We start from the raw sequence: 24,285 nt of genomic DNA on the forward strand, positions 1-24,285 counted from the left end.
ATTCTGGATTCTGGATTCTGGATTCGGGATTCTGGATTCTGGATTCTGGATTCTGGATTCGGGATTCGGGATTCGGGATTCGGGATTCGGGATTCGTCAGAGCATACGCAGCGTTCGTTGCCGGCGAGTGAGTCCGATTTTCTTCGCAAGGAAAGGAAGAAGGTCAACTGCGGTCCGACGGATCCGGTGGCACGCCGCGCTCTTCCGAATCACCAATCACCAATCACGGCTTCTTCTCGAACAAGGCGATCGATTCCACGTGCGCGGTCTGCGGGAACATGTCCATCGCGCCGGCGCTGCGCAGGGTCCAGCCGAGCTCGTTGACCAGGTAGCCGGCATCGCGCGCGAGCGAGCCGGGATGGCAGCTGACGTACACGATGCGGCCGAAGCGTTCCAGCGGCAGCTGCCTGAGCACCTCGATCGCGCCCGAACGCGGCGGGTCGAGCAGCAGCTTGTCGAACCCCTGGCGCATCCAGGACGTGCCGCGCTGGTCCCGGGTGAGATCCGCCGGGTGGAAAGTCGCGTTGTCCAGCCCGTTGAGCGCCGCGTTCTCCCGTGCCCGCGCCACCAGGGCCGCCTCGCCCTCCACGCCCACCACCTCCGCCGCGATACGCGCCATCGGCAGGGTGAAGTTGCCGAGGCCGCAGAACAGGTCGAGCACGCGGTCGCCGGCCCGCAGGTCGAGCAGTTCGAAGGTACGCGCGATCATCGCTTCGTTGAGCCGGGCGTTGACCTGGATGAAATCCAGCGGCCGGAAGGCCAGCGTCACGTTCCACGGTTCCAGCCGGAACGACAGCGCGGGTTGCGCCGGCCACAGCGGACGCACCGAATCCACGCCCCCGGGCTGCAGGTACATCGCCACGCGGTTGCGCTCGGCGAACCCGCGCAACGCCTCGAGATCCGCCTCGCACAGCGGCTGCAAGTGGCGCAGCACCAGCGCCACGCCGTCGACACCGGGGGTCGGGTCGCCGACGATGAACTCGATCTGCGGGATCTCGCGCCGTGCCTGCAATGCATCGACCAGCGTCGACAGCGGCACGATCAGCGCAGCCACGGCCGGGACCACGGTATGGCATTCCCGCAGGTCGGCCACGAAGCGCGGATCGCGTTCGCGGAAGCCGACCAGGGTCTTGCCCTTCTTCTCCACCCGGCGCACCGAGAACCGGCCCTTGCGCCGGTAGTGCCAGGCCCCACCGGTCAGCGGCGGCAGCACTTCGCCGGGGGAGACATGGCCGATGCGCTCGAAGTTCTCCAGCAGCACGCGCTGCTTGGCCATGATCTGCCGCGACTCGTCGAGATGCTGCAGCGCGCAGCCGCCGCACACGCCGAAATGCGCGCAGCGCGGCAGCACGCGGTCGGACGAGGCCTGCAGCACCTGCAGCGTGTCGGCCTCGTCGAAATGCCGCGAGCGCGCGACCTGCTTCGCCAGCACCCGCTCGCCTGGCAGCGCGCCGGCCACGAACACGGTCTTGCCGGCGTTCGCATGCCCGGCTTCGCGACGTGCGACGCCGCGGCCGTCGTGGCTCAGGTCGAGGATCTCGAGTTCGAACGGGGTCTGGTCGATCCGGGCCACGTGGCGTCAGGGCTGCGTGCGGGGCCGCGCATTGTCGCAGAAACAGGCTTTTCCGGGCCGTTGCACGACGGCCCGCAACTCGCATCGCCGGGTGCCGGCCGGCGCATGGCCGGCCGTCGCTCGCGCGGCTACTTCTGCTTCCAGGCCCCGCCCTGCTGGTACCACCAGCCGGGACGCGCGCTCGCGATCCACTGCCGGGCGAATACGTCGCGGATCTGCGATTCCCACTCCGGATGGCCGTTGGCGACCGCGATCTCGCGGTACACCGCCTTACGGTCGCGGTTGTCGTCGGCGACCGCGGCATTGACCGCGACCCGGTCCTTGATCGCCAGCTTCGACGCGTCGCGCACCACCACCGTGCCGTCGCCCGCGAAGCCGAGCGCGCCGGAATCGAAATGCGGGCGCAGGGTCGAGTTGAAGCGCGATTCCATGCGCGACTGGATCGCCTGGATCGCCGGCGTGCGGATGCTGATGTCGGGTTGCGACTGCGCCTGCGCCGAGCCGATGCCGAGCAGCATCCACGGATCGAAACGCGGCTGGCGCAGGGCCATGCCGCCGTCACCCGGCGGCGTCGATTCCGGGGATTCCTGCTCGACCTCGTCGCCGATCACGTTCTCGACGAACTCGCGGGCCGCCTCGCGCGCCTCGGCGGCGGGGAAATAGACGTTGATGGTGACGCAGGCGCACAGCGCCAGCGCGAAGAGGATCGGCATTCCCATCAGGCGACGCATGCGAGGCTCCCGTTAGCGTTGGCGTTCTTCTCTTGCTTGCTTGAATGGCCGACTCGCGACGGCCCTGTCATTCCACCACCGGCGCGACGTCGCCGGAGGCCACTGCGGCCAGGCGTTCCACCAGCGTCGGCCAATCGACGTCGCGGTTGAATCCGACCACCTGCAGCTTCGGCACGCCCGCGCCTTCGACGATAGTAAAGCCCTCGCCCGCTGAATGCAGGCCCGACATCCGGCAGACCTCGTTCGCCAGCCGGCAACCGATCCCCATGCGGCGATAGCCGAAATCGTCGAACAGGCCGATCAGGCGCCCCTGCAGGCTGCTCACGAACGAGGCGTCGCCGACGCTGGAGATGTCCTGCACCGCGCGCTGGCTGATGCGCTGGCGCACGCCGGCGCGCGGCTGCGTGTGCAGCTCGGCATCGAAGGCGGTGGCGGTCCAGTCGACCAGGCGCAGGTCGTCGATGCGGCCATGCAGGCGGCCGGTGATGCTGCCGAAGTCGAACACTTCGGTGATGCCGAGCAGGTCGAGATCGTGCAGCGAAAGATCGGCCGAGAGCGTCGGGGCGACGCCGAACGGACGCTCCATCGCCAGGGCGCCCACGTCGACGCGGCCCTCGAACAGTTGCATCGACAGGCCGCCGTCGAACTCGAGCCGCTCATCCGCATAGCGGGCGCTCGGAATGCTTCCGCCGAGCGTGCCGCGGAACGCCGGCCAGCCCAGTGCCTGCGCGAGCTGGCCCAGATCGAGCGCCTCGAGTTCCAGGCCGAAGCCCAGACGCAGCCCGGACCCGGCTCGCGGCGGTTGCAGGGTGAACCCGTCGAGCCGCACCTTGCCACCGAGCATCGCCAGGTCCGCCGCTTCGCGCAGGCGCAGGGTGCCCGCTTCGCTGCGCATCGGCAGGCGGATCGGACCGAAGGCGAGGTCGTAGAGGGCACCGTCACGCCATCGCAGTTCGCTCTCCACGGCGGCCCCGGAAGCGTGGCGCAGGGTGCCGTGCAGGCCGTCGATGCGGAAACGCTGCTGCGGATCGTGCACGTCGACCGCATCGAAGTCGGCGTCGAACGACACGACTTCGCCCGCGTCGACCCGCAGCCGCAGCCCCGCCGATCCTGCGAGCTGCAGGCCGGACAGCCCCGCGAGGCCGAGCCAGCCCGACAGGTACCGCTCGGGCAGCGCACCCAGCGCCTGGCTGCGCGCGTCCAGTTCCAGCTGCCGCAGGCCGCCATCGGCCGCCAGCCCGGCGCTGCCCTCGACCGACAACGTGTCCGCGTCCTGCCACGCGAGCCGCGGCATGGCCCATCCGCCGCCCGGCAACTGGCGGGCATCGACGGCGAACCGGACCGGTCGCGCGCCCAGCGCGAGATAGGTGTTGCCCACCAGCACTTCGCCGTCGCGCAGGTCGCCCTCGATCGCCACCAGCGCGCCGGCGCCGTCGGGCTGCCGATAGTCGAATACGATGCTGCCGTCGATGTCGCCGACGGCGACGCTGGCGTCCTGCGATTCCAGCGCCACGCCCGTCAGCGCGAGCCTGCCTTCGACACGCAGTGGCCGGTCGGCCGGCGTGTGCAGCGCGATCGCACCGTCGGCCACGCCCGCATCAAGCCGACCCGCGGCCCACGCTTGCGCGAGCAGGGCTTGCGCCCATGCCAGCGGCACCCGCTCCAGCCGCAGCTGCGTGGCATCGGGCGCCGCGGCGTTGCGGTGCACGGCCAGGCGCGCGCCGCGCTGCGAGAGCACCGCGTCCGTGCGCGCGGACGACAGGTCCACGGACAGGTGCATCGGCGCGCCCGCCTGCCCACGCAGCGGCCCGGCGCACCGCCAGGCATCGTCATCGGCACGTGCGAGCGGGCACTGCCAGCGCACGTCTTCGTAGCGATAACCCAGCGCATCCGCCTCGATCCGCGCGGCCTCGACCCGCAACTCGCCGCTTGTCGCGCCGGCGGGCCAATGCAGCCGCACCCGCACGTCGCGAAGTTCGACTCCCGGCGCCCGGATCGTGGCGATGCTCGCGGTTGCGGTACGTGCCTGGACCTGGCAGGCGGCGAGCGCCATCAGCAACAGGGTTAAGATGCGGGCAGGCATCGGCCGAGCATATCCGCTGCGCAGGGAGGCGACGATGAACCCCAGGATCCTGCTGGTCGAGGACGACCCCACCAGCCGCGCCTTCCTCCTGGCCGCGACCGAGGCCTTGCCGGCCCTGGTCGATCTCGCCGGCAGCGTGGCCGAAGCCCGGGAGCTCGCCACCCGCCACGCGCATGCGCTGTGGCTGATCGACGCGCACCTGCCCGACGGCAGCGGCAGCGAGTTGCTGCGGGAACTGCGCGAACGCGGGCTGTCCACGCCGGCGATCGCGCATACGGCCTCGCGCGAGCGCGCCGAACATGCCGCCCTGCTCGCCGCCGGCTTCGACAGCACCCTCGCCAAGCCGCTTCCGGCCGGCGCCTGGACGGACGCGCTGCGGCTTGCCCTCGCCGACGAGGGGGGCGCGGAAGTCGTCGCGACGGAGGGCGAAACGCCCACCGACGCGCGCGCCATGCCGGTATGGGACCAGGCACAGGCGCTCGCGGCACTCGCCGGCGATGCCGGCAATGTCGCGGCGCTGCGCGCACTGTTCATCGCCGAACTGCCGGCGACGCGCGACGCGGTGGCCTCCGCTGCCAGCCGCGGTGATGTGGGCGCTCTCAACGGCACCCTGCACCGGCTGCGCGCCGGCTGCGGCTTCGTCGGCGCGGCGCGGCTGGACGCGGCGGCGGTGCGATTGCGTGAAGCGCCGGCGTCGGACGCGGCGCTGCAGGGCTTCCTGACCGCGGTTCAGGACACGCTTTCTTCGTCCTGACCGCGGCGGCGCGCGGCCAGCCGGGCGAGGTCCGCCGCCAGCTCCCAGGATTTCAGCCCGCGGGGTCCCAGGTGCTGTGCCAGTACGTCGCGCATCGCGCGGCGGAGGCTGTCGAGATCGGCCGGATCGGGCTTGCGGTCGTCTCCGAGCGCGATCAGCGCGCTGCCGGTGGCGTAGCGCCCGCGGGACTCGCCGACGCGTTCTCCGAGCACGCGCCGCGGCCCGTGCTCCGGGTCCAGCCGGTAGCGGGCCGCGGGATCGATGTCGCCGCCGTCGCCGTCGCGCGCCCAGTCGAATCCGACCCCGAGCGCGTCCAGCAGGTCGCGTTCGAAACGGCGCAGGGTCCACGCCAGGTCGGCGGCATCGTGCAGCCGCGCGCGCACTTCGCCGTAAAGCACGTAGAGCGCGGAATGCGGATCCTGCCGCGGCGCCAGGCGCAGGACCAGCTCGTTGACGTAGAACGCGGCGAGCGCGGCATGGCCCGGCAACGGCGGCGCAGCATCGATCGCTTCCACCGACGTCAGCTGGGCCAGCTCGCCGCGCTGCACGGCCTCGATGCGCACGTGCTGCAACGGTTGCAGTGCCGCGAACTGGGCCTGTTTCCTCGGTCCGCGCACGCCACGCGCGACCAGGCCGAGGCGTCCATGCGATTCGCTGAGCAGGTCGACCAGCAGGCTGGTCTCGCGCCACGGCCGCGCATGCAGGACGTAGCCGCGTTCGCCCGTGTAGCGCACCGTCAGCGGTCGGCGAACGCGGCGACGACCCGGCTGCCGGTCGTCGTCGGGCCGGGCGCACGCCGGCCGGGCCTGCAGTCGTTCGAGGCCTGCGGCGCCCCGGCCAGACCTGGTACCCGCAGCTTGCCGCAGGGGTGGCCTTCGGGCGTCATGGTCGCTTCGTGTCGCATCGCCCGGCGCGCTCCTGGGCGGATCTCAGTCGCCGTATCCGAGGCTGCGCAGCGCGGATTCGTCGTCCGACCAGCCCTCGCGCACGCGCACCCAGGTCTGCAGGAACACCTTGGCGTCGAACAGCTGCTCCATGCGTTCGCGCGCGCGCTTGCCGATGTCGCGCAGGCGGGTGCCGCCCTTGCCGATCACGATCGCCTTCTGGCCCTCGCGCTCGACCCAGATCACCGCGCCGATGCGGTACATCACGCCGGCCTTCGGCGAGGGCTCCTCGGTGAACGACTCGATCTCCACCGTGGTGGCATAGGGCAGTTCGGCGCCGAGCTGGCGCATCAGCTGTTCGCGCACCAGTTCGCCGGCGAGGAAGCGCTGGCTGCGGTCGGTGAGTTCGTCCTCGCCGTACAGCGCCGGCTGCACGGGCAGTTGCGCCAGCAGCGAGGCGACCAGCGGCTCCAGGCCCTGGCGCTTGAGCGCGGACACCGGATGCACCGCCGCGAACTCGCGCCCTTCGTTGACCCGCTGCAGGTAGGGCAGCAGGCTCGACTTGTCGGCGACCCGGTCGACCTGGTTGACCACCAGCACCACCGGCAGGCCGCTGGCGCGCAGGGTGTCGTAGGCCAGGGTGTCCTCGTCGTCCCAGCGCCCGGCCTCGACCACCAGGGCGGCGGCGTCGACGCCCTCGATCGCGCCGCGCGCGGCGCGGTTGAGCACCCGGTTGAGCGCGGTGGAGGCGCGCTTGCCGTCGTCGCGGTGCAGGCCCGGGGTATCGACCAGCACGATCTGGCCGCCGGGCACGGTGGCGATCCCGAGCAGGCGGTGGCGCGTGGTCTGCGGCCGGTTGGAGACGATGCTGAGATTGGCCCCGACCAGCGCGTTGACCAGGGTCGACTTGCCGACGTTCGGCCGGCCGATGACCGCGACATGCCCGGCCCGATGCGTTTCGTTGCTCATGCCGCATTGTCCGCGCGCGGACGGGGCCAGGGCAAATCGGTGCGAGCGCCGGCTCAGCCGCCGGGCAGCTGGCGCAGCACCGCCTCGGCGGCCACCTGCTCGGCGGCGCGGCGCGAGCCCCCTTCGCCCTCCCCCGACATCGCCGGGTCGGACAGCACGCAGGCCACCACGAACACGCGGGCGTGTTCCTCGCCGGCTTCGGATCGCAGCACGTACTGTGGCAGGGGCTTCTGCCGCGCCTGCAGCCACTCCTGCAGGCGGGTCTTGGCGTCCTTGCCGACCTTGCTGGCCGGGACCGCCGACACCGCCTCCTCGAACCAGGGCAATACGATGCGGCGGCAGGTGTCGAAGCCCGCATCGAGGTAGATCGCGGCGATGACCGCTTCCAGGGCGTCGGAAAGGATCGAGTCGCGGCGGTGCCCGCCCGACTTCATCTCGCCCGGCCCCAGGACCAGCCGCTCGCCGACCTGCAGCCGCCTGGCGACCGCGGCCAGGGAGGATTCGCGCACCAGTTCGGCGCGTGCGCGCGTGAGCGAGCCCTCGTCGGCCTTGGGCCAGCGTGCGTACAGCGCCTCGGCGACGATCAGCCCGAGCAGCGCGTCGCCGAGGAACTCGAGGCGCTCGTTGTGCGGCGCGCCCGCGCTGCGATGGGTGAGGGCCTGTCCGAGCAGCGCTGGCTGCGCGAAGACATGTCCCGCGAAGCCTTGGACGGCCAGGTCAGTTGGGGTCGGCACCGGTGCCGGTCAGCATCTGCGTGGCCTCGAACCGACCTACTGCATCGAGGTTCGCCACCAGCGGCTCGCGGACTTCGTACTTCACGTCCATCTGCCAGCCGTTGTCCACGCGCTGGATCTTGACGTGTTCCTTTTTCACGTGTGCCGAGTAACTGATGTTCAGACGGCGAAAGAACAGGTCCTGGATCCTCGCCGGCGGGTAGTTGCCTACGCCAGGTTCGGCGGCAAGACTCTTCAGTGCGGACTTGACCGAGTAGTACTCGGAGTACATCGGGAAAAGCTTGAACCCGATGAACAGGAAGAAGCCCACCACGCCCGCGACGATGATGAACCCCAGCAACGTGATGCCGCCCTGCTTGCGACGCGTCTTCATGCCTCGATCCCCCGTTGATCCCAATGTCGCCGGCCCCGCGATGACAGCCTCCGCCCGGCCCTACGGAATGCTGCCGCCGATCCGGCTCCAGTCGACCCAGCCCGGCGCGCTGGAGTCGAGGTTCATCCACACCAGGAACGCCTTGCCGCGCAGCTGGCTTTCGGGCAGCGTACCCCAAAACCGGCTGTCGTCGCTGCGGTCGCGGTTGTCGCCCATCACGAAATACTCGCCCTGCGGCACGCGCCACTCGCCCTCGCCCGGGTCGAATCCGCCGGGGCGCCGGGTCTCGAGGACCTGGTGGGTCCGTCCCGGCATGGTTTCCTCCAGAAGGCCGGCTCCGGTCATCTCGTGGCCGCGGCCGACGCCGACATACTCGCGCGGCGGGCCGTAGGCGAACGGTTCGCCGTTCACGTAGACCGTGTTGTCGCGGTAAGCCACGACGTCGCCCGGCAGGCCGACCACGCGCTTGATCCAGTCCTGGTCGGGATGGTGCGGCGGACGGAACACCACCACGTCGCCGCGCTCGGGCTCGCCCAGCGCGATCACCTTGCGGTTGTTGATCGGCAGGCGGATGCCGTAGGTGAACTTGTTGACCAGGATGAAGTCGCCGACCAGCAGGGTCGGCATCATCGAGCTGGACGGGATCCGGAACGGCTCGGCGATGAAGCTGCGAAGGATCAGCACGAAGAACAGCACCGGGAAGAACGCCCGCGCGTAATCGACGACGACCGGCTCCTTCTGCTCGAGCAACCCGCCGCGCCGCGCGCGCCGCCTGGCGAACAACAGCCTGTCCAGCAGCCAGGTAATGCCCGTGGCGAAGGTCAGGACGACCAGCGCGACCTCGAACCATTTCATCATGTCACGCCATCCCCTACTTGTTGTCCACCTGCAGCACCGCGAGGAACGCCTCCTGCGGGATCTCGACGCGGCCCACCTGCTTCATCCGCTTCTTGCCTTCCTTCTGCTTCTCCAGAAGCTTCTTCTTGCGGCTGATGTCGCCGCCATAGCACTTGGCCAGCACGTTCTTGCGCAGCGCCTTGACCGTGGTCCGGGCGATGACCTGCGAACCGATCGCCGCCTGGATCGCCACGTCGAACTGCTGGCGCGGGATCAGCTCCTTCATCCGCTCGGTCAGTTCGCGTCCGCGGCGGTCGGCGTGGGTGCGGTGGACGATGATCGACAGCGCATCGACCTTGTCGCCGTTGATCAGCGTGTCCACGCGCACGAACGGGCCGGCGTCGAAGCGCAGGAAGTGGTAGTCGAGCGAGGCATAGCCGCGGCTGACCGACTTGAGGCGGTCGAAGAAGTCGAGCACGACCTCGGCCATCGGCAGTTCGTAGCTGATCTGCACCTGGCTGCCGAGGTACTGCAGGCCGACCTGGCTGCCGCGCTTCTCCTCGCACAGGGTGATGACGTTGCCGACGTAGTCCGGCGGGGTGAGGATGTTGGCGCGGATGATCGGCTCGCGGATCTCCTCGACCTTGTTCACCGGCGGCAGCTTGGCCGGGTTGTCGAGCGGCATCACCTCGCCGTCGGTCAACAGCACCTCGTAGACCACGGTCGGCGCGGTGCTGATGAGGTTGAGGTCGTACTCGCGCTCGAGCCGCTCCTGCACGATCTCCATGTGCAGCATGCCCAGGAAGCCGCAGCGGAAACCGAAGCCCATCGCCTCGGAGCTCTCCGGCTCGAAGCGCAGCGCGGCGTCGTTGAGGCGCAGCTTGTCCAGGGCCTCGCGCAGGTCGGGGTAATCCTCCGCGTCGACCGGGAACAGGCCCGCGAACACCCGCGGCTGCATCTCCTGGAAGCCCGGCAACGGTTTCGTCGCGGGGTCGGCGGCCAGGGTCAGCGTGTCGCCGACCGGCGCGCCGTGCACGTCCTTGATCGAGGCGTTGATCCAGCCCACTTCGCCGGCGCCGAGCTTCTTCAGTTCCTTGCGCTTGGGCGTGAACACGCCGACCTTGTCCACCTGGTGCGTGCGCCCGGTCGACATCACCAGGATCTTGCTGCCGGGTGCGATCTCCCCCTGCATCACCCGCACCAGCGACACCACGCCGAGGTAGTTGTCGAACCACGAGTCGATGATCAGCGCCTGCAGCTTGTCGGTGTCGCGCGGCACCGGCGGCGGGATGCGATGGACGATCGCCTCGAGCACGTCGCCGACGTTCAGGCCGGTCTTCGCGCTGACGGCGATGGCATCGGTGGCGTCGATGCCGATCACCGCCTCGATCTCTGCCTTGGCGCGTTCGATGTCGGCGGTGGGCAGGTCGATCTTGTTGAGCACCGGCACCACTTCCAGGCCCTGCTCGACCGCGGTGTAGCAGTTGGCGACCGACTGCGCCTCCACGCCCTGGGCGGCGTCCACCACCAGCAGCGCGCCCTCGCACGCGGCCAGCGAGCGGCTGACCTCGTAGCTGAAGTCGACGTGGCCCGGGGTATCGATGAAGTTGAGCTGGTAGGTATTGCCGTCGGCGGCCGTGTACGGCAGCGACACCGACTGCGCCTTGATGGTGATTCCGCGCTCGCGCTCGATCGGGTTCGAGTCGAGCACCTGCGCCTCCATCTCGCGGGCCTGGAGCCCGCCGCAGAGCTGGATGATGCGGTCTGCCAGGGTCGACTTGCCGTGGTCGACGTGGGCGATGATGGAGAAGTTGCGGATCAGCCGCATCGGATCGGACATAGGGATGCGGGGGCCGCGCAGTCTTCGGGACAACGCGGGATTATCGCATAGGGCGGGCCCCGGCCTGCCGCCCGGAGGTCATGCGCGGGCCGCGGCACGGGGGCGAGACATGCCCGGCCCCGCAGCCGTGCCGCGACGACGAGGCCGCCCCGGATGCCGACGGCACGACCCGCCGATGGCTGGCGAACCGAGGGGTGGGCCGGCACCCGCCCCGGCTCACTCGTCCGCGTCGGGCGTGATCGCGACGAAGCGGCTGCCGCCGCCGGGGCTGCGCACCAGCAGCATGACCGTCTGGCCCGGCTCCACATCGCGCAGTTCACGCGCCAGCGCGGCGGCACTGCCGACAGGCTTGCGACCCACGCGCAGCACCACGTCACCGGGCGAGAGCCCTGCCTCGCGCGCCGCCATGCCCTCGACACGGGCGATGCCGACGCCTTCGTTCGCATCCAGGCCAAGCTGGCGCCGCTGCGCGTCGGTGAGATCCTGCGTGACCAGGCCCAGCGCGTTAGCGCCGGCCGAAGGCGCCCCCGAGGGAGCGCCGGGCCGCGCCGCACCGGCGTCCGCCACCGCACCCTCGTCGAGTTCGCTCAGGGTCACGTCGAACGTGCGCTCGCGACCCTCGCGGAGCACGCCGATCTTCATCTTCGTGCCCGGGACCTTGTTGCCGACGATCGGCGGCAGGTCGCTGGGCTGGCGGATCGCGATGCCATCGGCGCTGCGGATCACGTCGCCCGGCTCGATGCCGGCCTTGTCCGCCGCGCTGTCCGGCACCACCTCGGTGACCAGCGCACCGAGCGTATCGGGCAGGCCGAAGCCGCGCGCCTGCTCGGTCGTGATGGCGGAGCGCGAGAACACCACGCCCAGCTGCCCGCGCTGCACCCGCCCGGTTTCCTTCAGCTGCCCGACCACGTTCATCGCCACGTCGATCGGGATCGCGAAGCTCACGCCCATGTAGCCGCCGGAATTGCTGAAGATCTGCGAGTTGATGCCGATCACCTCGCCAGCGGTGTTGAGCAGCGGGCCGCCCGAATTGCCCTGGTTGATGGCGACGTCGGTCTGGATGAAGGGCACGTACTGCTGGTTGGCGTAGGGATTGCTGCGGCCGACCGCGCTGACGATGCCGGCGGTGACCGATTGCTCGAGCCCGAACGGCGAGCCGATCGCCACCGCCCACTGCCCGGGCTTGACCGCCGATCCATTGGCGGTGCGCAGCACCGGCAGCCCCTCGCCGTCGATCTTCAGCAACGCAACGTCCGAACGCTCGTCGCTCCCCACCACCTTGGCGGTGAACTCGCGCAGGTCGCTCATCGTCACCGTGACCTCGTCGGCATTGTCGATGACGTGGTGGTTGGTGAGCACGTAGCCGTCGTCGGAGATCAGGAAGCCGGTGCCCATCGCGCGCCCGCGCGGCGCAGGGCCCTGGCCGCCGGGCCCGGGCATCTGGAAACCGGGTCCGAAGAAGCGGCGGAAGATCTCGGGGATCTGCTCATCGCCCGGGAAAGCCTCGTCAGGCGTCTGTGCGCCCCGGGCGGCAGCACGGCGGCCGCCCATCGTGGTGTCGATCTTCACCACCGCCGGGCCGACCTGTTCGACCAGGCGGGTGAAGTCCGGGAGTCCGGTGACCAGCGGGCTGGCGGGCACTGCGGTCGGCTGGGCTGCGAGCGGCGCCGCCGCGGGGCCGGCATCGGGAGCCGTCTGCGCGGTGGCGATCGGCAGTACCACGGCGGTGGTCGCCGCGGACGCGAGCAGGATGAGGACGAAGGCAGGCACCGGGGTTTTCATCGGGACAGTCTCTCGACTCGATCGTTGGGGAACTGGACTGGCGCCGTGGGGGCGCCAGTCGCCTCGCACTGCGGGGCGCGCACGCTGGCGCCGTCAGGGCTGCGGTGGTGTGGCCGCGGCCGCCTGATCGCCCGCCCCGCTCACGGGCCACGGACCATCGGCCGCGACACCGGGCCGGAACGGCTCGAACGCGGGCTCGCGCGGCGCCAGGCTGCCGCCGGCGACCGTGTACGTGCCGGCGGCGGGCAGCAGCGACCGCGGCCACGGCCGCGCCGTGGCGGTGGCAGGCATGGCGAAGGGGTCCGCGCCCGCCGCGACGGCATCCGGCAACTCCACGAGCAGCGGTGGCGTACTGGCGGCGACCGCCACCGCGGGCATCTCGGCCTGCACGGCGGCTGGCTGCACTTGCGCATCCCGGGGCGCGCGCAGCTGGCGCACCCGGGCGATGGCAGGTGGCTGTTCGCGGTTGCGCCGCTCGCCCGCGCGACGCGGCACTTCCGCGAGCGCCACCGCGGTGGCAGCCAGTGCGGTGGCGGGATCGGGCGCAGGCGCCGGCGAATCGGGGCGCTCGCCGGCGTCGGCGAGCGCATCGTCCACGGCCGTCGGCGCCGGACCCGCCGACACGGCAGCGGGCGAGGAGGACTGTGCCACCAGCGGCGCCGCGGCAGCCGGTTCCGGCATCGCGCCAGGTTCCGGCAACTGGCGGGTGGCGAAGACCGCAAGCAGCGCGACCGAGGCCGCGATCGCGGCGCCACCGCCCCAGCGGGCAAGCCGCGGGCGGCTGCCCCCTGCGACGGCGACGGCGGCGGGCTCCGCGGCGGTGGAGGCCAGGGACAGCGCCACACGCTGCGCGAAATCGACCGGCAGCAGGTCGTTGCGCAGGCCACGCAGGACATCGCCCCCCACCTGCCACCGCTCCCAGCACGCCGCCAGTTCGGTGTCGTGCTGCAACCGGCGCAGCATGAACTTCGCCTCGTCCGGCGAGAGTTCGCCGTCGAGCATCGCCGACAGCTGCTGACGGTGGTACACGAACAGCTTGTCCGGGTCCGGGCCGATCTGCAGGGTCTCGTTGTCGTCGATGGGGGTCATCGTGCCGCGCGCTCCGTTCCGGTATCGCTGTCCAACAGGGGTTTCATCTCGTGGTCGATCGCCTCGCGCGCCCGGAAGATGCGCGAACGCACCGTGCCGATCGGGCAGCCCATGCGCTCGGCGATCTCCTCGTAGCTCAGGCCGTCGACCTCGCGCAGCGTGATCGCCAGCCGCAGTTCCTCGGGCAGTGCTTCGACCGCGCGCATCACGGTTTGTTCCAGCTGCTGGCGCATCAGTTCACGTTCCGGCGTGTCGCCGTCGCGCAGGCGGATGCCGGAATCGAACTGCTCGGCATCCTCGATCTCGATGTCGCCGCCCGGCGGGCGGCGGTGGCTGGCGACGAGATGATTCTTGGCGGTGTTCACGGCGATCCGGTGCAGCCAGGTATAGAACTGGGCATCGCCGCGGAAATTCCCGATCGCGCGATACGCGCGGATGAAGGTTTCCTGGGCGACGTCCTGGACTTCGCTCCAGTCGCCGACATAGCGGCCGATCAGCGCCGCGATCCGGTGCTGGTACTTGCGCACCAGCAGGTCGAAGGCCGCGCTGTCGCCGCGCTGCACGCGCTTGACCAGCTCGAGGTCCAGTTGTTGGGTGTCGATCTCGGCCATCGGGCCCGGCGCTCCTTGTCGCCCGGCCTTCCGACCGGAGCTGTGACCTGTTGCAGGGGGGGGAAGTTCCGTCCCCGAGTCTGCTCGATCTGGGGACAGGCAGCCCCTGCCGCAAGCCATGCAGCCCGGCAGGGCCGCAATCCGTCCTTCAGCGGGCGTTGCCGGCGCCGATTTGACGGCGGCGAAACAAGCCCGGGATCATAAAGGGCTTCCCATACGTTAACGGATGGTCCCGCATGATCGCTGGCCTCGATGGACTGCGCTTCAGCCACTGGCAGGTCGAGCTCCGCCCGGACGGCGTGCTGGTGCTGTCGTTCGACCGCGAAGGCGAGTCGGTCAACACCTTCGCCCAGGACGTCCTGATCGAACTGGAGGCGCTGCTGGAGCGCCTTGCGCTGGATGCGCCCAAGGCGCTGGTGCTGCGTTCGGCCAAGCAGAAGGGCTTCATCGCCGGCGCCGACATCCGCGAGTTCGCCGAGTTCGACCGCAAGGGCACGATCGGCGATTCGATCCGGCGCGGACAACAGGCGTTCCAGCGCCTGGCCGAGCTGCCCTGCCCCACGGTGTCCGCGATCCACGGCTTCTGCATGGGCGGCGGCACCGAGATCTCGCTGGCCTGCGACTACCGCATCGCCAGCAGCGATCCGTCCACCCGCATCGGCCTGCCCGAGGTGAAGCTGGGCATCTATCCCGGCTGGGGCGGCAGCGTGCGCCTGCCGCGTCTGGTCGGCGCGCCGGCGGCGATGGACGTGATGCTGACCGGGCGCACGCTGTCGGCGTCGTCGGCGAAGGCGATGGGCGTGGTCGACAAGGTGGTCGAGCCGGCGCTGCTGGTGGACGAGGCCGCCAGACTCGCGCTCGAAGGTCGCGAACGCCCGTTCAGGCAGCGCTTCCTGGGCTGGATCACCAACACCTGGCCCGTGCGCCAGGTACTGGCGCCCGTGCTGGTCAAGCAGGTCGCGCGCAAGGCCCGCAAGGAGCACTACCCGGCTCCGTACGCGCTGATCGAGACCTGGCGCCGCAGCGGTGGCGGGATCCAGTCGCGTCTGTCGGCCGAGCGCAAATCGGTGGTCAAGCTCGCCGGCACCCCGACCGCGCGCAACCTCACCCGCGTGTTCTTCCTGCAGGAGCGGCTCAAGGGGCTCGGCGGAAAGGAACCGCACGGCATCGCCCACGTGCACGTGGTCGGCGCCGGGGTGATGGGCGGCGACATCGCCGCGTGGTCCGCCTACAAGGGCTTCCAGGTGACGCTGCAGGACCGCGAGCAGAAATACATCGACGGCGCGCTGGCGCGCGCGCAGGACCTGTTCGCGAAGAAGGTCAGGGACGAGGCGAAGCGGCCCGAAGTCGCCGCGCGGCTGAAGTCGGACCTCGCCGGCGAGGGCATCCCCGGCGCCGATCTCGTGATCGAGGCGATCATCGAGCAGGCGCAGGCCAAGCGCGAGCTCTACGCCACCGTCGAACCGCGACTCGAGCCCGACGCGCTGCTGACCAGCAACACCTCCTCCATTCCGCTCGAAGAACTGACCGGCCATATCGCGCGTCCCGCGCGGTTCGCCGGCCTGCACTACTTCAACCCGGTGGCGCTGATGCCGCTGGTGGAGATCGTGCGCCACGACGCGATGGACCCGCAGACCGAGCAGCGCCTCGCCGCGTTCTGCAAGGCGCTCGACAAGCTGCCGGTGCCGGTCGCCGGCACGCCCGGCTTCCTGGTCAACCGCCTGCTGTTTCCGTACATGCTGGAAGCCGCGCTCGCGTATTCCGAGGGCATCCCTGGCCCGGTCATCGACAGGGCCGCGGTGAAGTACGGCATGCCGATGGGGCCGATCGAACTGATCGATACCGTCGGGCTCGACGTCGCCTACGGCGTCGGCCAGGAACTGGCGCCTTTCCTCGGGTTGTCGATCCCGCCGGCGCTGGCCAACCCGCCCGAACAGGGCAGGCGCGGCAAGAAGGACGGCCAGGGCCTGTACGCCTGGGAACGGACCGACAAGGGCAGCAAGCCGAAGAAGCCCGAGGTGCCGAAGGACTACAAGGCGCCCGACGACCTCGAGGATCGCCTGATCCTGCCGCTGCTCAACGAAGCCGTGGCCGCGCTGCACGACGGCGTGGTCGAGGATGCGGACCTGCTCGACGCCGGCGTGATCTTCGGTACGGGCTACGCGCCGTTCCGCGGCGGTCCGATCCAGACCATCCGCGAAACCGGAGTCGACGCACTGCTCGCCCGGCTCGAGTCGCTGCGGGCGAAACACGGCGACCGCTTCGCGCCGCGCCCGGGCTGGGACAATCCCGCATTGCGGCAGGCGGGCTGACCGCCCCCGCGCATCCGGCGATCTACTCGGCTGGCGATATGGCGGGTGCCTGCCCGCCCTCGATGCCGAGCGCCACGAGCGCCTGCGCGAGCGCGCTGCGTTGCGCTTCGAGCTCGTCGGGGCCGTCGTAGGCGAACACCGTCCAGGTCTCGCCCGCGCGCATCGTTTCTCCGGGTGCGAGGCTGCGCATCGGCGCGTGCACTTCCAGTTCCAGCAACCCGGCATCGGGATCGGCGTGGTGCCAGTCGAGGTAGAGTTCGACCTGGCCGTGTTCGGGATCGATGGCTTCGTCCGGCTGGCGCTCGAACCGGATCAGCAGCAGTTGCCCGGCGTTGAAGCCGGCGATCCAGCCCGCGGACGGCGCGATGAAGATCTTCCCGCGCCGTCCGCGCTTGCCCGGCGGCGGCGGATCGAGGCGCAGCGAGTAGACACCATCCTCCCACCACGCGACGGGACCGGCGTAGACCTCGGTCTCGTCGGCGCGCAGCCGCGCATCTTCCGGCGCCGCCACCGGCACGAACACCCGGCTGCCGGCAGGCAGGCGGGTGTTGAACCACAGGTCGCGGCGCACCTCGCGGTCGCGGATGTTGACCGCTTCGGCCGACAGTTCCAGCGTCGCCGGCGCCGTGCCGGACAGCCGGAACGCCTGGGTCGCCTGCAGTCCGCTCACCGGGCTGGGCATGCCCTCGAGCACCAGCCGGTCCGCAGCCTGCTCGACGATGCGGTTGCGCGCGTTCGCCAGCCATGGATCCGGTGGCCATTGCGCGGCGGCGGCGCGGCGCTGCGGATTGACGTCCTGGTCGAGCCACCAGCGCGATTGCGGGCCGGTCCAGAGCTCGTGGCCCATGTAGGGGATGTTCTCGCCGTCCGCCGCGGGCACCGGATCGGGCACGGCATCGACCGCCGCGCCCACCTTCAGCAGGTTCGGACGGCCGGGCAGCGACACATGCACGATGCGCCCGCCCAGGGCCGGCGCAATCTCGACCTGCAGGTGCCCGTCGTCCAGCCGGACGCGCTCGGCGCCGGCCACTACGAAGGCCGGGAGACAGAGCAACGCCGCCACCAGTATCCCGACGACCGGAAGGCGCGGTCGCATCGCCCTCACATCGTGTGCGTGGGCTTGTCCGCGGTCAGCGTGCCCGCGAGCAGGGTTTCGATCCGGTTCTTCACCGTCTCGCCTTCCGGGGTATCGGCGAACTGCACGCCGACGCCGGCGATGCGCGCGCCCTGGGCACCGGTCGGGGTCACCCAGACCACCTTGCCGGCCACCGGCAGCCGGTCGCTGGACTCGGGCAGGGTCAGCAGCAGGAACACCTCGTCGCCGAGGAAGTAGCGCTTGGACGTGGGAACGAAGATGCCGCCGTACTTCAGGTACGGCATGTACGCGCTGTACAACTGGGTCTTGTCCTTCAGCGCCAGCGACAGGATGCCCTGCCGTGCGCCGCCCGCGGTGCTGCTCATCGGTAAGTCCTCGATCCCGTCCCGGCGCGCTGCACTTCGTCGCCGCGCCATGCAAGCAGCAGTTCCGCGACCGCGAGATCCGCGCGCACCGTGGTGCGCAGCAGGTCGCGGGTGCGGTTGGCCGCATCGAACCACCGCGCCAGCTTCCGGATTCGCGCCGGATCGGTCAACCCCGCGGCTTCGGCCAGTGCCAGGTCGGCGGCATGGCGCAGGCGAAGCGCCGCGTCCTCGTCGGCGACCCAGCGTTGCGCGGTCTCGATCGGCGCGGCATCGCCACGCGCGAGCCTGGCCAGGTCGCCGGCCACGTCCTTGCGCAGTTGCAGGCCGCCGTCGCGCAGCCAGGCATCGGCGAGGCCGGGATGCCCGCGCGCCGCATCCAGCGCCTCGACCGCTGCCTTGTCGGCGTGACCGCTGGCGCGCAGCCACGCCAGCGCCTCGTCACGGGGCGGCAGACGCAGCTCCAGCCGCTGGCAGCGGCTGCGGATGGTCGCGGGCAGGCGTGCAGGATTGGATGCGATCAGCCACAGGTAACGGCCCGGCTGCGGCTCCTCCAGGGTCTTGAGCAGGGCGTTCGCGGCCGAGGCGTTGAGCGCGTCGGCCGGATCGACGATCGCCACCTGCGCGCCACCGTACTGCGACGTGAGCGAGAGCTTCTCCGACAGTTCCCGGATCTGCTCGATCACGATCTCGGTGCGCAGCCTGGTGCCTTCACGGTTGGGCTGCAGAGTCACCACGGTGAAATCCGGATGGGTCCCGGCCGCGATCAGATGCGCCGCGCGCGGCATGTGCGCATCCAGCAGGTGGGCGGCGAGCCGTTCGGCGACCGCGCGCTTGCCGAGCCGGGCCGGGCCGCAGACCAGCAGCGCGTGGCCCAGCCGGCCGTCGGCGAGCGAGGCCAGCGCCTGGTCGTGCGCACGCTGCTGCCAGGGCGCCAGTGGATCGGTCATGCGCGTTTCCGCCACTCGCGCAGATGCCGTACCGCCTCGACCGCCACCTCGCCGACGCCCTGCGAGGCGTCGACCACCCGGAAGCGACCCGGCTCCGCGGCGGCGCGCGCGCGATACGTCGCCCGCACGCGCTCGAAGAACTCGTCGCGCTCGGATTCGATCCGGTCGGGCACCAGGTCGCGTCCGCGCGTGCGCTCGCGCCCGCGCGCCACGTCGACGTCGAGCAGCAGGGTCAGTCCCGGCTGCAGCCCGACCACGCGCCGTTCCAGTTCCGCGATCCAGTCCGCGTCGAGTCCGCGGCCACCGCCCTGGTAGGCGTAGCTCGAATCGGTGAAGCGGTCGCACAGCACCCATGCGCCGCGCGCCAGCGCCGGCGCGATCGTCTCGCGCACGTGCTGCGCGCGCGCGGCGAACATCAGCAGCAGTTCCGCCTCGGCCGACGGCGCCACGTGCGCGGGATCCAGCAGCAGGCCGCGGATCTTCTCCGCCAGCGGCGTGCCGCCGGGTTCGCGGGTCGCCACGATCTCGTCGCCGCCCTCGCGCAGTGCCTCGCGCAGCGCGTTGAGCACGGTGGTCTTGCCGGCGCCCTCGCCGCCTTCCAGCGAAACGAAACGCGGATGGGACGGCACGCGCGGGAGACGACCGGCGGATACACGGGGCGATTCCGGGTGCGAGGCCGTCGCCGTCTCGCCAGGGACGGCAGCTGACGCCTTGCGCGTGGATCCTGATCCGCTCATCGCGGCCCGAACTGTTCGCGATAACGGCGCACGTACTGGCGCACGGCGGCGTTGTGCTCGTCGAGCGTGCGCGAGAACACATGGCGGCCGCTGCCGTCGCCGACCGCGACGAAATACAGCGTGTCGCCGTCGGCCGGGTTGGTCGCGGCGCGGATCGCGTCGACCCCGGCCATCGCGATCGGGGTCGGCGGCAGGCCGTCGCGGGTGTAGGTGTTGTAGGGGGTGTCGGCGAGCAGGTCGGCGCGGCGGATGTTGCCGTCGTAGGCGCTGCCCATGCCGTAGATCACCGTCGGATCGGTCTGCAGGCGCATGCCGAGCTTCAGCCGGCGCGTGAACACGCCGCCGATCTGCGCGCGCTCCTCGGCGATCCCGGTTTCCTTCTCGATGATCGAGGCCAGCACCAGCGCTTCGTCGGCGTTGTCCAGCGGAATGTCGGCGGCACGCGATTCCCACGCGGCCTGCAGCGCCCGCTCGAGCGCGGCGTTCGCGCGCCGCAGCAGGTCGAGGTCGCTGTCGCCGCGCGTGTAGACATAAGTTTCCGGCAGGAACCGGCCCTCGGGATGCGTGCCGGGATGGCCGAGGGCTTCCATCAGCGCGGCGTCGTCGAGCTCGCCGATCGTCTGCACCAGCGGATTCGCCTTCGCCAGCGCCGCGCGCAGCTCGCGGATGTTCCAGCCCTCGACCACCGTGAAGCGGTAGCTGACCACCTTGCCGTCGCGCATCCGCTCGAGCAGCAGGCGCGGCGTCAACGCCGGGTCGAGCGCGTATTCGCCGACCTGGATGCGGCCGTCCGCACCGAGCTGGCGCGCCAGCAACTGCCATTCGGCGTCGTGGCCTTGCGTCGCGCCCGCTTCCCGCAGCTTGCCCAGCACGCGCGCGAACGAGTCACCGCGCTCCACCACCAGCGCCGCGCCATCCCGCATGCCCGACAGCGGCGCGTCGGCGAAACCGGTGTAGCGGTCGTACAGCCAGTAGCCGGCGGCGCCCGCCAGCAGTGCGGACAGCATGAACAACAGGCCCAGGCCGCGCCTGCGCCTGCCCTCAGCGGCCATGCGGCAGCTCCATCGATGGGGATCGCCCGGTCATCGGCTCAGGATACCTGCCCCGGCACCGGTCGGGACCAGCGCCTGCAGCATGCCGCGCGCCTTGGCCCGGGTTTCGTCGAGTTCGCGCTGCGGATCGGAATCGGCCACGATCCCCGCGCCGGTGCGGAAACGCACGCGCGCGCCTTCGACCTCGGCACTGCGGATCAGGATGTTCAGGTCGAGGTCGCCGTCCCGGTTCAGCCAGCCCATCGCGCCGGTGTAGGCGCCGCGCCCGGTGCGTTCGAGCTCGGCGATGACCTGCATGCAGCGCACCTTGGGGCAGCCGGTGATGGTGCCACCGGGGAACACGGCGGCGATCACCTGGCCGGGCGTCGCCTCGCCGTGCAGTCTCCCGCGCACGTTGCTGACGATGTGATGGACGTGCGCGTAACTCTCGATCGTCATCAGCTCGTCGACCTCGACGCTGCCCGGCACGCACACGCGCCCGAGGTCGTTGCGCTCCAGGTCGACCAGCATCACGTGTTCGGCGCGCTCCTTGGGATGCCCGATCAGTTCGCGCACGCGGGCGCCTTCGTCGTCGCCGGGAATGCGCGGCCGGGTGCCGGCGATCGGCCGGGTCTCGACCACGTCGCCGCGCACCGAGACCAGGCGCTCGGGCGAGGCGCTGACCACCGCCCAGCCGGGACCGGCGTACAGACCCGAGAACGGCGCGGGATTGGCCTCGCGCAGGCGCGCATAGAGACGCGCGGGGTCCATCGGCGCATCGAACCTCGCGCGCCAGCCGCGCGACAGGTTGACCTGGAACACATCGCCGGCGGCGAGGTAGTCGAGGATGCGGCCGACGCCCCCGACAAAGCGCCCGGGCTCGTCCTCCTCCACGTCCGTGGGCGGTTGCCACGCGGGCATCGCTGCGAGCCGGTTCGCGCGGGCGAGATCGTCGTCGATGGTGTCGAGCATCGCCGCGTCGCCGGATTCGACTACCGCGATGCACTCGCCGCTCGCGTGGTCGCGCAATACCGCGGCGGGACAGCGCAACGCCTGCGCCACCGGCAGGCCTCCCTCGGCCGCGGGCAGTTGCAGGACCGGCTCGACCTGGTGCGCGAGCTCGTAACCCAGCAGCAGCGCCCAGCCGCCACGGAACGGCCATCGCGGCTCCTCGCGTGCCAGCCGCAGCGATCGCCATGCACGATCGAGCGCGTCCAGGAATGTGCCTGCGAGCGCCTGGCCGGCCTGGTCGCGCGTGATGCCGTCCGGCGCGAGGGTCAGGGACTGGCCCGCCGTCATCAGAAGCAGGTCCCAGCGCCCCTGCGCGGTGCCGTGCGCAACCGACTGCAGCAGCAGCGGATAGCGCGCGGGCGCCAGCCGATGCAGCGACAACAGGTCGGTGGTGGTCGGGAGGGGGCGGGTGACCAGCATGCAACGCCGTGGGGCGATATCCCGGTTCGGGAGAGCAAGGATAAGAGCAAACGCATCGCGGCAGGACGCGAGCGGGCAAACTCGTCGGGCTGCCGGGGATCGCGACTGCATTCCCGAAGCCTCGATCTCAGAATCTTCCATCCGCCTGCGGCGGCCGGGTTCATTTCTTTTGATGGCGCCACTGCGCGCGCAGCGCACGCGAACAGCGAAGCTGGCCCGAAGGGCGAGGCCGCAGGCAGAGTCAAAGAAACGAACCAAAGAAAAACGCTCTCCCCGCAAGTGCACAAGCTCTCAACTGATACCGTCTCGAGATTTTCCGACTCGCCATCCATGGCTCGGTCGGAAAACGCCGCACATCCATGTGCGGCGCCCTCCGGGTCTGGAGGTTCGCGCGGTCGTTTGCCAAGAGAGTGACATTCCCTCGCTTGATCTCCGCGATTCGCCGAGTGATCCGTAGACCCGGAGGGCGGCGCGCAGGACGCGCGCCGTTTTTCGCCACGGCATGGATGCCGTGTCGAAAAATCCCGTTCCCGTCTCCGGTCGAGAGCTTGTGCACTTGCGAGAAAGCGCCTTTTGTTTGGTTCGTTTCTTTTGGCGCTTCAAAAGAAATGAACCCGCTCGCCTACGGCGAGCGGAAGCTCTTGCCTCAGATCTGTAGGCCAAAAACCCCAACGGATCACGGGTCACGAATACGACGACCCTCTCCCGATCACACCGGAATCGATCAGACCCGCTTGAACACCAGCGTCCCGTTGGTGCCGCCAAACCCGAACGAGTTCGACAACGCGATGTCGATCTTCGCCTCGCGCGCCGTGTGCGGCACGTAGTCGAGGTCGCAGCCTTCGGAAGGGTTGTCGAGGTTGATCGTCGGCGGGATCACGCCGGCATGGATCGCCATCGCCGAGAACACCGCCTCGACCCCGCCGGCCGCACCCAGCAGGTGCCCGGTCATCGACTTGGTCGAGCTGACCATCAGCTTCGACGCATGCGCGCCGAACACCGACTTGATGCCCATCGTCTCGGCCAGGTCACCTTGCGGCGTGGATGTGCCATGCGCGTTGATGTACCCGACCTCGGACGGATCGATTCCGGCATCCCGGATCGCCGCGACCATGCAGCGCGCGCCGCCCTCGCCGTTCTCGCTGGGCGCGGTCATGTGGTGGGCGTCGCCGCTCATGCCGAAGCCCGCGAGCTCGGCGTAGATGCGGGCGCCGCGAGCCTTCGCGCGCTCGAACTCTTCCAGCACCAGCACGCCCGCGCCGTCGCCCATCACGAAGCCGTCGCGGTCCTTGTCCCATGGCCGCGAAGCCGCTTGCGGATCGTCGTTGCGCGTGGACAGCGCCTTCATCGCGCAGAAGCCGCCGACAGAGGTCGGGGTGGTCGCGAACTCGGCGCCGCCGGCGATCATCGCGTCGGCATCGCCGTACTGGATCATCCGCGCCGCCAGCCCGATGTTGTGGGTGGCGGTGGTGCAGGCGGTGACCACGGCGATGTTCGGGCCTTTCGCGCCGGTGATGATCGAGACATGGCCGGAGATCATGTTGATGATCGTGCTCGGCACGTAGAACGGCGAGATCTTGCGCGGGCCGCCCTCGTGGTACTTGATCGAGGTGTCCTCGATGCCCTTCAGGCCGCCGATGCCGGCGCCGATCGCCACGCCGATGCGGTCGGCCGCTTCGCCCGACACTTCCAAGCCGGCGTCGGCGATCGACATCAATGCCGCGGCGACCCCGTAGTGCACGAAGGGGTCCATCTTCTTGATGTCCTTCGCGGCGATCCACTGCGAGGCGTCGAAATCCTTGACCTGCCCGGCGATGCGGGTCGCGAATGCGGACGCGTCGAAATGGGTGATCGGCCCGATGCCGGACCGGCCGTTGACGATACCGTCCCAGCTCGACGCCAGGTCGTTGCCGAGTGGCGACAGGATGCCGATGCCGGTGATGGCGACGCGGCGCTTGGACATGGTCGACTCTCTCCTCGCTGCATGGGGGACGGCGCTGCACGCCACGCTGCGGCGCGCCGCAAAACACGCGAGGCCGCAATGCGGCCCCGGTGTTGTTTCAGGTCGACCGGTTCACCGGTCGACGGATGGCATCGCCTGCGCGG

At 70.4% G+C, this 24,285-nt stretch carries 22 protein-coding genes; 2 read left to right on the top strand and 20 right to left on the bottom strand.

Annotated elements, in window-relative coordinates:
- Positions 1 to 223: 223 nt before the first annotated feature.
- From rlmD to FZO89_RS04575, 3 genes are all read right to left on the bottom strand, one after another.
- Complete coding sequence (gene rlmD, locus FZO89_RS04565) at positions 224 to 1,573, bottom strand: 23S rRNA (uracil(1939)-C(5))-methyltransferase RlmD (RefSeq protein WP_149102143.1); 1,350 nt, start codon at positions 1,571 to 1,573, stop codon at positions 224 to 226.
- A gap of 128 nt (positions 1,574 to 1,701) precedes the next feature.
- On the bottom strand, positions 1,702 to 2,304 hold the full coding sequence (locus FZO89_RS04570) for a YdbL family probable chaperone protein (RefSeq protein WP_149102144.1): 603 nt from the start codon (positions 2,302 to 2,304) through the stop codon (positions 1,702 to 1,704).
- A 67-nt stretch (positions 2,305 to 2,371) separates the two neighbouring features.
- The gene (locus FZO89_RS04575; protein WP_149102145.1) at positions 2,372 to 4,387 is read right to left on the bottom strand and encodes a hypothetical protein; all 2,016 of its coding nucleotides are present in this window, start codon (positions 4,385 to 4,387) and stop codon (positions 2,372 to 2,374) included.
- Between the two features lie 34 nt (positions 4,388 to 4,421).
- Between FZO89_RS04575 and FZO89_RS04580 the strand changes: the two genes are divergently transcribed.
- The gene (locus FZO89_RS04580) at positions 4,422 to 5,141 is read left to right on the top strand and encodes a response regulator (protein ID WP_149102146.1); all 720 of its coding nucleotides are present in this window, start codon (positions 4,422 to 4,424) and stop codon (positions 5,139 to 5,141) included.
- Here FZO89_RS04580 and recO read toward each other — a convergent pair.
- The 10 genes from recO to rpoE all read right to left on the bottom strand — a co-directional run bounded on the left by recO (position 5,117) and on the right by rpoE (position 14,260).
- A complete protein-coding gene (gene recO / locus FZO89_RS04585) occupies positions 5,117 to 5,875 on the bottom strand; it encodes a DNA repair protein RecO (RefSeq protein WP_149102147.1) in 759 nt (252 codons plus the stop codon). The genes FZO89_RS04580 and recO overlap by 25 nt on opposite strands.
- A gap of 2 nt (positions 5,876 to 5,877) precedes the next feature.
- The gene (locus tag FZO89_RS18455; protein ID WP_187471041.1) at positions 5,878 to 6,027 is read right to left on the bottom strand and encodes a hypothetical protein; all 150 of its coding nucleotides are present in this window, start codon (positions 6,025 to 6,027) and stop codon (positions 5,878 to 5,880) included.
- A 43-nt stretch (positions 6,028 to 6,070) separates the two neighbouring features.
- Complete coding sequence (gene era, locus FZO89_RS04590; RefSeq protein WP_149102148.1) at positions 6,071 to 6,994, bottom strand: GTPase Era; 924 nt, start codon at positions 6,992 to 6,994, stop codon at positions 6,071 to 6,073.
- 53 nt (positions 6,995 to 7,047) lie between these two features.
- Positions 7,048 to 7,728 carry a ribonuclease III gene (rnc, locus tag FZO89_RS04595; RefSeq protein ID WP_425480417.1) on the bottom strand — a complete coding sequence of 227 codons (681 nt, stop codon included), beginning with the start codon at positions 7,726 to 7,728 and terminating at the stop codon, positions 7,048 to 7,050.
- On the bottom strand, positions 7,712 to 8,101 hold the full coding sequence (locus tag FZO89_RS04600; RefSeq protein WP_149102149.1) for a DUF4845 domain-containing protein: 390 nt from the start codon (positions 8,099 to 8,101) through the stop codon (positions 7,712 to 7,714). The genes rnc and FZO89_RS04600 overlap by 17 nt, the downstream gene beginning before the upstream one ends.
- Before the next feature lie 60 nt (positions 8,102 to 8,161).
- On the bottom strand, positions 8,162 to 8,956 hold the full coding sequence (lepB, locus tag FZO89_RS04605; protein WP_149104036.1) for a signal peptidase I: 795 nt from the start codon (positions 8,954 to 8,956) through the stop codon (positions 8,162 to 8,164).
- 16 nt (positions 8,957 to 8,972) lie between these two features.
- The gene (gene lepA / locus FZO89_RS04610; RefSeq protein WP_149104037.1) at positions 8,973 to 10,766 is read right to left on the bottom strand and encodes a translation elongation factor 4; all 1,794 of its coding nucleotides are present in this window, start codon (positions 10,764 to 10,766) and stop codon (positions 8,973 to 8,975) included.
- A 228-nt stretch (positions 10,767 to 10,994) separates the two neighbouring features.
- Complete coding sequence (locus FZO89_RS04615; protein ID WP_149102150.1) at positions 10,995 to 12,560, bottom strand: Do family serine endopeptidase; 1,566 nt, start codon at positions 12,558 to 12,560, stop codon at positions 10,995 to 10,997.
- Between the two features lie 93 nt (positions 12,561 to 12,653).
- Entirely contained in the window at positions 12,654 to 13,649 is a 996-nt protein-coding gene (locus FZO89_RS04620) for a sigma-E factor negative regulatory protein (protein ID WP_149102151.1), read from the bottom strand.
- Positions 13,646 to 14,260 (bottom strand): RNA polymerase sigma factor RpoE, encoded by a 615-nt coding sequence (rpoE, locus tag FZO89_RS04625; protein ID WP_149102152.1) that lies wholly within the window; start codon positions 14,258 to 14,260, stop codon positions 13,646 to 13,648. Before rpoE ends, FZO89_RS04620 begins: the two co-directional genes overlap by 4 nt.
- 236 nt (positions 14,261 to 14,496) lie before the next feature.
- Between rpoE and FZO89_RS04630 the strand changes: the two genes are divergently transcribed.
- Positions 14,497 to 16,572 (top strand): 3-hydroxyacyl-CoA dehydrogenase NAD-binding domain-containing protein, encoded by a 2,076-nt coding sequence (locus FZO89_RS04630; protein WP_149102153.1) that lies wholly within the window; start codon positions 14,497 to 14,499, stop codon positions 16,570 to 16,572.
- Positions 16,573 to 16,594: 22 nt separating this feature from the next.
- Here FZO89_RS04630 and FZO89_RS04635 read toward each other — a convergent pair whose 3' ends face one another.
- The 7 genes from FZO89_RS04635 to fabF all read right to left on the bottom strand — a co-directional run bounded on the left by FZO89_RS04635 (position 16,595) and on the right by fabF (position 24,142).
- Positions 16,595 to 17,668 carry a DUF4380 domain-containing protein gene (locus tag FZO89_RS04635; RefSeq protein WP_149102154.1) on the bottom strand — a complete coding sequence of 358 codons (1,074 nt, stop codon included), beginning with the start codon at positions 17,666 to 17,668 and terminating at the stop codon, positions 16,595 to 16,597.
- 5 nt (positions 17,669 to 17,673) lie between these two features.
- On the bottom strand, positions 17,674 to 18,033 hold the full coding sequence (locus FZO89_RS04640) for a PilZ domain-containing protein (RefSeq protein WP_149102155.1): 360 nt from the start codon (positions 18,031 to 18,033) through the stop codon (positions 17,674 to 17,676).
- On the bottom strand, positions 18,030 to 18,980 hold the full coding sequence (locus tag FZO89_RS04645) for a DNA polymerase III subunit delta' (RefSeq protein ID WP_149102156.1): 951 nt from the start codon (positions 18,978 to 18,980) through the stop codon (positions 18,030 to 18,032). Before FZO89_RS04645 ends, FZO89_RS04640 begins: the two co-directional genes overlap by 4 nt.
- Positions 18,977 to 19,609 carry a dTMP kinase gene (gene tmk / locus FZO89_RS04650; protein ID WP_262378526.1) on the bottom strand — a complete coding sequence of 211 codons (633 nt, stop codon included), beginning with the start codon at positions 19,607 to 19,609 and terminating at the stop codon, positions 18,977 to 18,979. The genes FZO89_RS04645 and tmk overlap by 4 nt, the downstream gene beginning before the upstream one ends.
- A 104-nt stretch (positions 19,610 to 19,713) precedes the next feature.
- The gene (mltG, locus tag FZO89_RS04655; RefSeq protein ID WP_149102158.1) at positions 19,714 to 20,769 is read right to left on the bottom strand and encodes an endolytic transglycosylase MltG; all 1,056 of its coding nucleotides are present in this window, start codon (positions 20,767 to 20,769) and stop codon (positions 19,714 to 19,716) included.
- A gap of 30 nt (positions 20,770 to 20,799) precedes the next feature.
- Positions 20,800 to 22,179 carry an aminodeoxychorismate synthase component I gene (locus FZO89_RS04660; protein WP_149102159.1) on the bottom strand — a complete coding sequence of 460 codons (1,380 nt, stop codon included), beginning with the start codon at positions 22,177 to 22,179 and terminating at the stop codon, positions 20,800 to 20,802.
- 724 nt (positions 22,180 to 22,903) lie between these two features.
- A complete protein-coding gene (fabF, locus tag FZO89_RS04665; RefSeq protein WP_149102160.1) occupies positions 22,904 to 24,142 on the bottom strand; it encodes a beta-ketoacyl-ACP synthase II in 1,239 nt (412 codons plus the stop codon).
- Positions 24,143 to 24,285 lie beyond the last annotated feature (143 nt).

This window comes from Luteimonas viscosa, from assembly GCF_008244685.1.
Taxonomy (GTDB): Bacteria; Pseudomonadota; Gammaproteobacteria; order Xanthomonadales; family Xanthomonadaceae; genus Luteimonas; species Luteimonas viscosa.